Here is a 7,366-nt window from a genome sequence, read left to right on the forward strand (position 1 = left end):
GGGCTTAACTCGGCCATCTGAAACTCCTGTCTGAGAGGTGGGATGCAACACCCACGATCCTCTCAGACAGGGGACCCATCACGCTAACTCGCCGACCCCGCCGCGATAGCGGCTTCGTTCAATCCCCCGTGAGTCAGCCCGCATAGCTATTGGTATTACAGCTCGGTTGGACCGGCTGTGGGCTGATCTTTATGAATTTCACTTCTGAAAGGAGCGGCCAAAGCCCTTCGTCGGTGCCCTCTTTGGTGACTTGTTGTCGGTTTGCGGAAAAGCGGCCCTCACTAAGTCGGAATACATTTCTGCGATCTTTGTGCTCTGAGCAACGTAGTCTTCATATGCAGACTTAGCGAAATCAGACTGAAGCTGAACCGCGTCCTCGACGGTCGCTACCCCGGCCAACCTTTCGAAGTGATCGCGGCCCCTTTCGAATGACTTCTTTGTATAATCCGTCGTTTCGGCACTGATAGCCCCAAACTTCGTAGCTGCTTCTCGCGTTGGTTTCGTGAACGCCTCAAAGGGGCTCGCGAAGGGGTCAGAAAAGAGTGACTGCATATCTTTGAAGTTATTAAACATACGACATCCTTTTTCTAGGGCACGGCACCCAGGAGGCATTAGGAACCCCGTATTTAGGTGCGTTGCACAAAAAATTCAAGAAACGTGCTGCGATGCAAATAGTCAATTCTAGGCAAAATGAGAAAAAAGGCTCGCGCCCCGGCGGCCTTCCAAAGCCCCGCAAGGAAAGAATGCCTCCGTAGGCAGAGATTGGAACGAGCATGCGCCCAGGCTAATTCATGCGCCCTGGTAGAATTTCCAACTCGAAAGTTGCGCCAGTTCATCCTCCGTTAATTTCCATTTTTCGGTTTGGCTGGTCAACTCGGCAAGGTTCTCGTGCAAAATGCTTCGCGCTACCTTGGTTATGTCTGCTTCATCATATTCGTTCTTCTTTACCAGAACCGGGAAACCAAAGCTGCCGGATCCGTTGTGAATGCGGAATGTCACCTGAGCAAAATCCCCATCTGTGGCGGGAATTGTCTCAATTCTTGTGAGCGATTTTGGGGGTCTCGAATCAGTCTAACGCGTGCTGTTTCTGCCCTCCGTTGTAGCGGATTGAGCCCATCTGGCGACGAGAGAGGCCGAAGGCTCCAGCCAAGCAACCAAAAAGAAACGGGCCTCTGCCTAGCGACCACGATCCGCAAATTGGAGTTGTGTGGGTTGTCGCACGGGCGAACCCGCATGCACACGCCGGCTCGCGGTTACAGTAAGTTATTGTTCCAACCCCATCCGTCGCAGGAGGGCGACGTATCGAGCGTCCATTCGTAAGTCCGCGTAGATCGGATCCACTTTCATCATTAGGGCCCAGACATCGCGGTCGTTGCAAGCCTTCTCCAGCCAGGTCAGCGCTTGTTCGCGGTCACCCAGTCCAAGTAAGGTCAATGCGACTCCAATCGCGCGAACATACGGATATTGATTCGGGTCCTGAAGATCGGCCAAAGTTTTCTGGGCTTTGGCCGGTTCAGAAAATACCGCCCAGGCATGACCCAGCATACACCGCGTCCAAGCCGCGCCCCTCGAGAGTTCCTCCGCTTTGACAAGCGCTGCGAGAGCCTGATCCCTCTTGCCTGAGGCGACGTAGACCCTACCCAAGATCCAAATTCCGAAAGCGAATCGCTCATCCACTTCGATGACCTTGCGCAACTGTTGCTCGGCTTCGTCGAACTTTCCCGCGTGGTAATACATCCATCCGAAAAAAGTACGGGCGATGGGTGAAAAAGGCTCGAGTTCGACCGCGTGCCGGCAGAGTTCGATAGCGGCATCGTGGTTGCCGGCACATGAGTAACCCCATCCGAGCCAGTAGCGCGCCGGGACAGTCCGCGGGTTCAACTCGATTGCACGACGAAATTCGCGTTCGGCGGCGGCGAAATCACGGCTCTTACACAGTTGACAAAATCCCAGCGAAGTGCGCGCTTCGGCAAGTTGCGGATCGAGTTGCAAAGCGCGCTTTGCAACAGCAGCGGCTTTCGGAAACGCCTCGCGCGGAGGTAGGTATCCGTACCAATTCAGCAGACTGTATGTGTCGGCAAGGCCGCTCATCGCCAGCACATAGTCAGGATCTTCGATCAAGGCCAGTTCGAAGTAATGCTGCGCCTTCTTCAGCCCAATTCCGCGCTGGTTCCAGAAGAAACGACCCCTCAGATACAACTCATAGGCTTCAGTGCTGGTCGTTGGCGACTTCACAAGAGGCTGGTCACCGAAACTCGCCAACCGCAATTTCAACGCGGCCATGATCGCTCTGGTGATGTCGTCCTGGATCGCAAACACATCTTGCATCTCCCGGTCGAAGCTCTGCGACCAAAGGCGGAAACCATCGGCGACATTGATCAACTGCGCCGTGATGCGAAGCTTGTTGTCCGCCTTGCGGACGCTGCCTTCCAGCACCGTCTCCACGCTAAGCGCTTCTCCAATTTCGCGGATGTCTTGGTTGCGACCTTTGAATGCAAAGCAGGAGGTGCGCGCCGCTACATGCAGTCCTTCGATTCCTGAGAGGGCGTTCAGCAAGTCCTCACTGATCCCATCGCTCAGAAACTCGTTCTCGCGGTCGGAACTCATGTTAACGAACGGCAGCACAGCAATCGATTTCGGTGTGACCGTCGCTGTGGATTTCGACGCGATAACGATCCGGTACACCTCCACCGGTCGCTTGATATTTTTCAGCTCGACTTTGCCAATGCGCGCCAGAGTCTGCGGGATTTTGTTGTATACCTGATCGAACACTTGCTGTGTGACCGCAATCCCACCTGGATCGGCTAATGGCTCAATCCTTGCTGCGATGTTGACGCCATCGCCCACAATGTCATTCCCACGGAGCAGCACATCACCGAGGTGAATGCCGATGCGAACCTGAAATGATCTCTCAGCCGGAGCGTCCATGTTGCGGCTGGCCAGCGCTTCTTGGATTTCAATCGCGCAGGTCACCGCGGCTACAGCACTGGCAAACTCAACCAGGAACCCATCACCGATCGTCTTGATTTCATGTCCTTGATTTTTGAGGAAAGCGGGCCGCAATAGAGTCCGGTGTTCCTCTAGCAACTCCAGCGCCAAGGCCTCGTCGTGCTGCGCTATTGCGCTAAACGCCACCATGTCGGTGAACATGATCGCGGTGAGCCTGCGTTGTTCTGGCCTGCCATCAGTCATTTCGACGCCATTTGAGAATGTGGTTTAGCCAATTCCCTAAGAGGCTGACCGAAAATGTTGTTGAGTGATTTCAGCCGGTTGTGATTCCTTCGGATTCGCGAGATTCGAGGGGTTCACGATGGCCTGGACTGAAATCACCGGGCGCAAGTATCGACGCGACGGGCTGCGTTACGCAAGTCATTTGACGGATGCCGAATGGGAGCTGATCGAGCCCTTGCTTCCGCCGGCCGCGAGGCTCGGACGCCCTCGCGAAACGGACTTGCGGGCGGTCGTGAACGCGATTTTGTATATGGCTTCGACGGGCTGCCAGTGGCGGCAATTGCCCAAGAAGTTTCCGCCCTACTCGACCGTGCAAGGCTATTTCTATGCTTGGTCGCGCGAGGGCGTCTTTGCGAATATCAGATAGCCGTATACGGTGAGATCGCTGCAACTATGATCGAAGCGGCCGAAGACTGAGTGCTGGGCCAGGGGTGGCGCATCCCCTTTAAGGCGAGAGGCGAGGTCCACCTTCAATGCTAAATTATGGTGGGGTCAACGCACAGCGTTGGCGGAGCCGGAAACGGGGAGCGCCAGTCTCGTTCGCAATTCATTGACACAACGCGTGAGATTGGCGGTCGCAAAGTTAAGCCACTTTTTCGTTGTTTCAGGGCGACGAAACAGTCGCGCACCAGCTATCATGTATTCTTCGAGCATTTTGAGCTGGCCCGAATAAAATTCGGCTTCAGGAACCCACGAATATTCAAACCGAATTTTCTCGAAGTTCGCTGCAAATTTCCCCCACGGCGCAGCCAAAGGACTCAAATCCAAATCCAAAAAGAGGTCGAGATCGGCTACAAATCCGGCGTAATGCTGTTGCTTGGCCTCGGCGTGAATATGATCGGCGGTCGCCATGATCATTTCATAAACGGCGACGGCGTCTGACTCCTTGAATAGAGAATATCTTCGAAACAATTCGGCGCTATCGCTGACATTCTCCCGATCAGGCCGCTGACCGCCGTCTGTATTTCGCGTCAGATAGACGACGTCGTGCCAGAAAATGGCTGTCGTGATGATGTCGCGGCGGACGACCAGGTGAGACAGTTCGTTCAGCTTTTCCAAAAGATCGACGATATGCTTCCAAGAATGGTAAGCCCTATGGCGATCGCCGTAGCCGGCGTCGAGAACCTCCCAAGCTCCAGCCCTATGCCGCTCTTTCAAAGACGTCCAATGTTTTGTTCTAAATTCGTTGATCATCCATGCCCCGCATTCTCGCGCGCCATCCTCGATGCGCTACATTGCGCCGAGCGCCGGAAGGGCGGCTATCGCCCGACGGTCTGTCGTGTTAAATTTGGGTGCAAATGGAGTCTAAGAAAGAGCTGCATGAATGGTTTCCATCGACCTTTCTTTCGGCGACTCGAACGCTGGTTGATCGTTGTGGCGATGGCGGGAATAGCGTTCGCGCTTGAAAAAGCTCTCCTGCATTCGATCAGTCGGGGGACGAACTCGCCCTCCCGCGGCCGAACGACCCGTTAGTCGTCGCACTCATCTGTGTCGCGCGAAATCGATAATTAGTCCTAACGTCAAAAGAGCAGCACTGCCGCCGAACGCGGTTGGCACCCAGCTTGCCGCAGCCGTTGACGTGGCTGTGAGGCCGGCCGCGAGGACACTTGCCGCAGCAATGAATCCGATCGTCAACCGGCGGCCGGTTCGGCGGACCGTGTCTTCAAGAAGGTTCGCCCGAAAGTTCACCTCGAGATTCTGTCCGGGACGAGCACCGATCAGGCGTTCTATTGTTTCGATCATGCGCACCGCCCGCACTTTCAGCTTTTGGGACTCGTAAATTAGAGCTTTCGGATCGAGCTTGGCCCTTATGCCCTTAAGCAGTGCTCGCATGAGAAACTTCCCCGCGACCTCGAAAGGATCAAGCGTTGGATCCAGTTGTGCCGTAGCCAACTGCACTTGGGCAAGCGCCTTGCCGACAAGAGTGAGCGAAGCTGGCAACGGCACTTCATGGCGCACCGCGATTTCGCTCATCTCTTGCAGTATTGGCCCGATCTGCATCTCTGCGAGGGCAGCCCGTCGATACTTTGTCATGAGCGCGCCGATCTCCGCCTGGAGGTCGGCCATGTTCAAATTCGAAGCGTCGAACGAGCCGGACAACATCAGCGTCACGTCGGTCAGGAACCCGGCATCCTCCTGCCAGAAGGCCAATAAGAGCAACATTAATTGCTCGCGAAGATCCGCATCGATGGTTCCAACCATACCGAAATCGAGAAAGTAGATTCGATCTCGCCACCACATTAGATTTCCCGGATGAGGATCGGCATGAAAAAACCCATCTATCGCGATCTGCTTGTAAAAACTCTCCAAGAGTTGGCGAGCCGCTTCTTTCCGTGCTGGCCCTTCCGGAGCTTGGCTGACAGGTGCACCCTGGACTTCCTCCATGACGAGAAGACGGGACGTGGAAAAGTCTTTGTGGACTGCCGGCGCGGCGAGCCGATCGTACTTTACAAGGATCTCATGCATCCGCTCGATGTTCGACGCCTCTTCGCAAAAATCGAGTTCGCGATGCAACGACTGGGAGAGCAGTTTGAAAACCGCCTCCATGTCAATCACTTTCCGAAGTCCTGGTCGCCTACTAACCTGCTCCGCGAACGCTTCTAACAGAGCGAGATCTTGCTCGATTTCCTTGCGTGCGTTTGGACGCTGAGCCTTTACGACTACCCGGTCTCCGCCAACGAGCATTGCACGGTGGACTTGGCCGATGGTGCCTGCTGCAAGGGGACTGGGGTCGATCGACTCGAACACGTCCTCCCAGGGTACGCCCAGTTCTTGCTCCATCACGGAGACAACCTCGCGCTCGGTCATTGGGGGCACCTGGTCCTGAAGCGATGCGAGTTCCTCAATATACTCGGGAGGTAAAAGGTCCGGGCGCGTCGACAAAATTTGGCCAAGCTTCGAGAAAGTGGGGCCCAGCTCCTCGAGGGCGGCGCGCAGGCGCTTTGCCTCCCGGCGCCGGCCAACCGCGCCTTCCTCGTCGGGACGGCCAAACAGCTCCTTTAGACCGTGCTTCGCCATGATGGATACGATTTGGGCGCCTCGCCCGGCGAGATGGGGCTCTGCAGCCGCCAACGGGCCATGGGACTTCGCGAGTGGTGCTGCGTTGAGCGCGAGATCGCCAGTAATCGACGTATTGACAATGATCACCGTGCATCGCGCATTGTGACTGATGCGATTGGGCACGTTGCCGAGTAGGAATTCTTTGCGGCCAGCCATGCCCAGATTGCCAATTACGAGAACGTCGATTGCTTCTTGTTCAGCCGCGCGGACGATCGCCGATGCGGGATCCGAGTCGACGACGACAAGCCCATGTCCACGTTGTTTGGCAAGCCGATGTGCGTATTCGACGAGTTCGACTCGCGCCGCATCGGCCCGCGTGCGCTCGGCTACTCCGAACGCGGTGGAAGCGGGATCTCGTGGAACGATGACCTGGACCACGAAAAGCTCGGCGCTGAACCGATCAGCAAAAGATGCCGCCCATTGGACCGCCTCATCGGCCGTTCGCGACCGGTCGGTGCCGACCATTACGCGTCGCACCGGCCCGTGTTCGACCTGCGTCTTGGAGTTTGGCTTCTGGTTGGAGAGGGCGCTATCCGACATTTTCTGCTCGCCGAATTAGGACCGCCATTATCTTTTGGCGTCTTCACGTTGATCAGCGCTGACGCGGGGGCGAATGCGCGCCCAGACGTCAGGAAAGAATAGTCTTTCGACCCACATTGTGGTCACCGGAGACAATGCTTTGCGGAAGTCTCCGTCAAGCGATGCAACGCTCTGGATGAAGATAGGGCGAAAACGGCCGAGCGAAGGGTGTGAATCGAATTTCATTTGGTGAAATGGCCGGACGCCCGGGGGGCTCGTCACGTTAACCTGGACTTGGCGCTTGTCGGTGTAATGGTCGAGGTATGACCCGTAATTACCCACCCCCATTTTGGCGCTGCGATCGGAGGCGCGGCTCCGGAAATCCGCGTCGCCTTGCCAGGGACTCCAATCTCTGAATCCATGTGCGCATGGATCGGACTGATTTGCAGCGGCTGAGCAAGGAGGAGTTGATTGAGCTGGTGCTCCAGCTTCAGCGACCGGACAAGACGTCGCGCAATTCGTCGAAGCCTCCATCCACCGACAAGAAAGAAAAACG

Annotated in this window: 5 protein-coding genes and 2 pseudogenes; 2 read left to right on the top strand and 5 right to left on the bottom strand. The window is 56.0% G+C overall.

The window, feature by feature from the left end:
* Window positions 1–198: 198 nt before the first annotated feature.
* From QZ964_RS05400 to QZ964_RS05410, 3 genes are all read right to left on the bottom strand, one after another.
* Entirely contained in the window at window positions 199–573 is a 375-nt protein-coding gene (locus QZ964_RS05400) for a phasin family protein (RefSeq protein WP_292529659.1), read from the bottom strand.
* Between the two features lie 216 nt (window positions 574–789).
* The gene (locus QZ964_RS05405) at window positions 790–999 is read right to left on the bottom strand and encodes a hypothetical protein (RefSeq protein WP_292529662.1); all 210 of its coding nucleotides are present in this window, start codon (window positions 997–999) and stop codon (window positions 790–792) included.
* 264 nt (window positions 1,000–1,263) lie between these two features.
* The gene (locus QZ964_RS05410) at window positions 1,264–3,192 is read right to left on the bottom strand and encodes an adenylate/guanylate cyclase domain-containing protein (RefSeq protein WP_292529664.1); all 1,929 of its coding nucleotides are present in this window, start codon (window positions 3,190–3,192) and stop codon (window positions 1,264–1,266) included.
* 118 nt (window positions 3,193–3,310) lie between these two features.
* Between QZ964_RS05410 and QZ964_RS05415 the strand changes: the two are divergent.
* Window positions 3,311–3,577 (top strand): annotated as a pseudogene (locus QZ964_RS05415) (transposase); the annotation flags it as partial.
* Window positions 3,578–3,723: 146 nt separating this feature from the next.
* Here QZ964_RS05415 and QZ964_RS05420 read toward each other — a convergent pair.
* Together QZ964_RS05420 and QZ964_RS05425 are read right to left on the bottom strand one after the other, a co-directional pair.
* Window positions 3,724–4,425, bottom strand: a complete 702-nt coding sequence (locus QZ964_RS05420) for a hypothetical protein (RefSeq protein WP_292529667.1) — start codon at window positions 4,423–4,425, stop codon at window positions 3,724–3,726.
* 288 nt (window positions 4,426–4,713) lie between these two features.
* Complete coding sequence (locus QZ964_RS05425) at window positions 4,714–6,831, bottom strand: AarF/UbiB family protein (RefSeq protein ID WP_292529669.1); 2,118 nt, start codon at window positions 6,829–6,831, stop codon at window positions 4,714–4,716.
* Between the two features lie 407 nt (window positions 6,832–7,238).
* Between QZ964_RS05425 and QZ964_RS05430 the strand changes: the two are divergent.
* Window positions 7,239–7,366 (top strand): annotated as a pseudogene (locus QZ964_RS05430) (IS66 family transposase); the annotation flags it as partial.

The organism is Methylocystis sp. (assembly GCF_021731785.1).
Taxonomy (GTDB): domain Bacteria; phylum Pseudomonadota; class Alphaproteobacteria; order Rhizobiales; family Beijerinckiaceae; genus Methylocystis.

Excerpts from the sequence above, each read along its gene's own strand:
- QZ964_RS05400 (WP_292529659.1), bottom strand. The coding sequence starts at position 573 with ATGTTTAATAACTTCAAAGATATGCAGTCACTCTTTTCTGACCCCTTC.
- QZ964_RS05410 (WP_292529664.1), bottom strand. The coding sequence starts at position 3,192 with ATGACTGATGGCAGGCCAGAACAACGCAGGCTCACCGCGATCATGTTC.
- QZ964_RS05420 (WP_292529667.1), bottom strand. The coding sequence starts at position 4,425 with ATGATCAACGAATTTAGAACAAAACATTGGACGTCTTTGAAAGAGCGG.
- QZ964_RS05425 (WP_292529669.1), bottom strand. The coding sequence starts at position 6,831 with ATGTCGGATAGCGCCCTCTCCAACCAGAAGCCAAACTCCAAGACGCAG.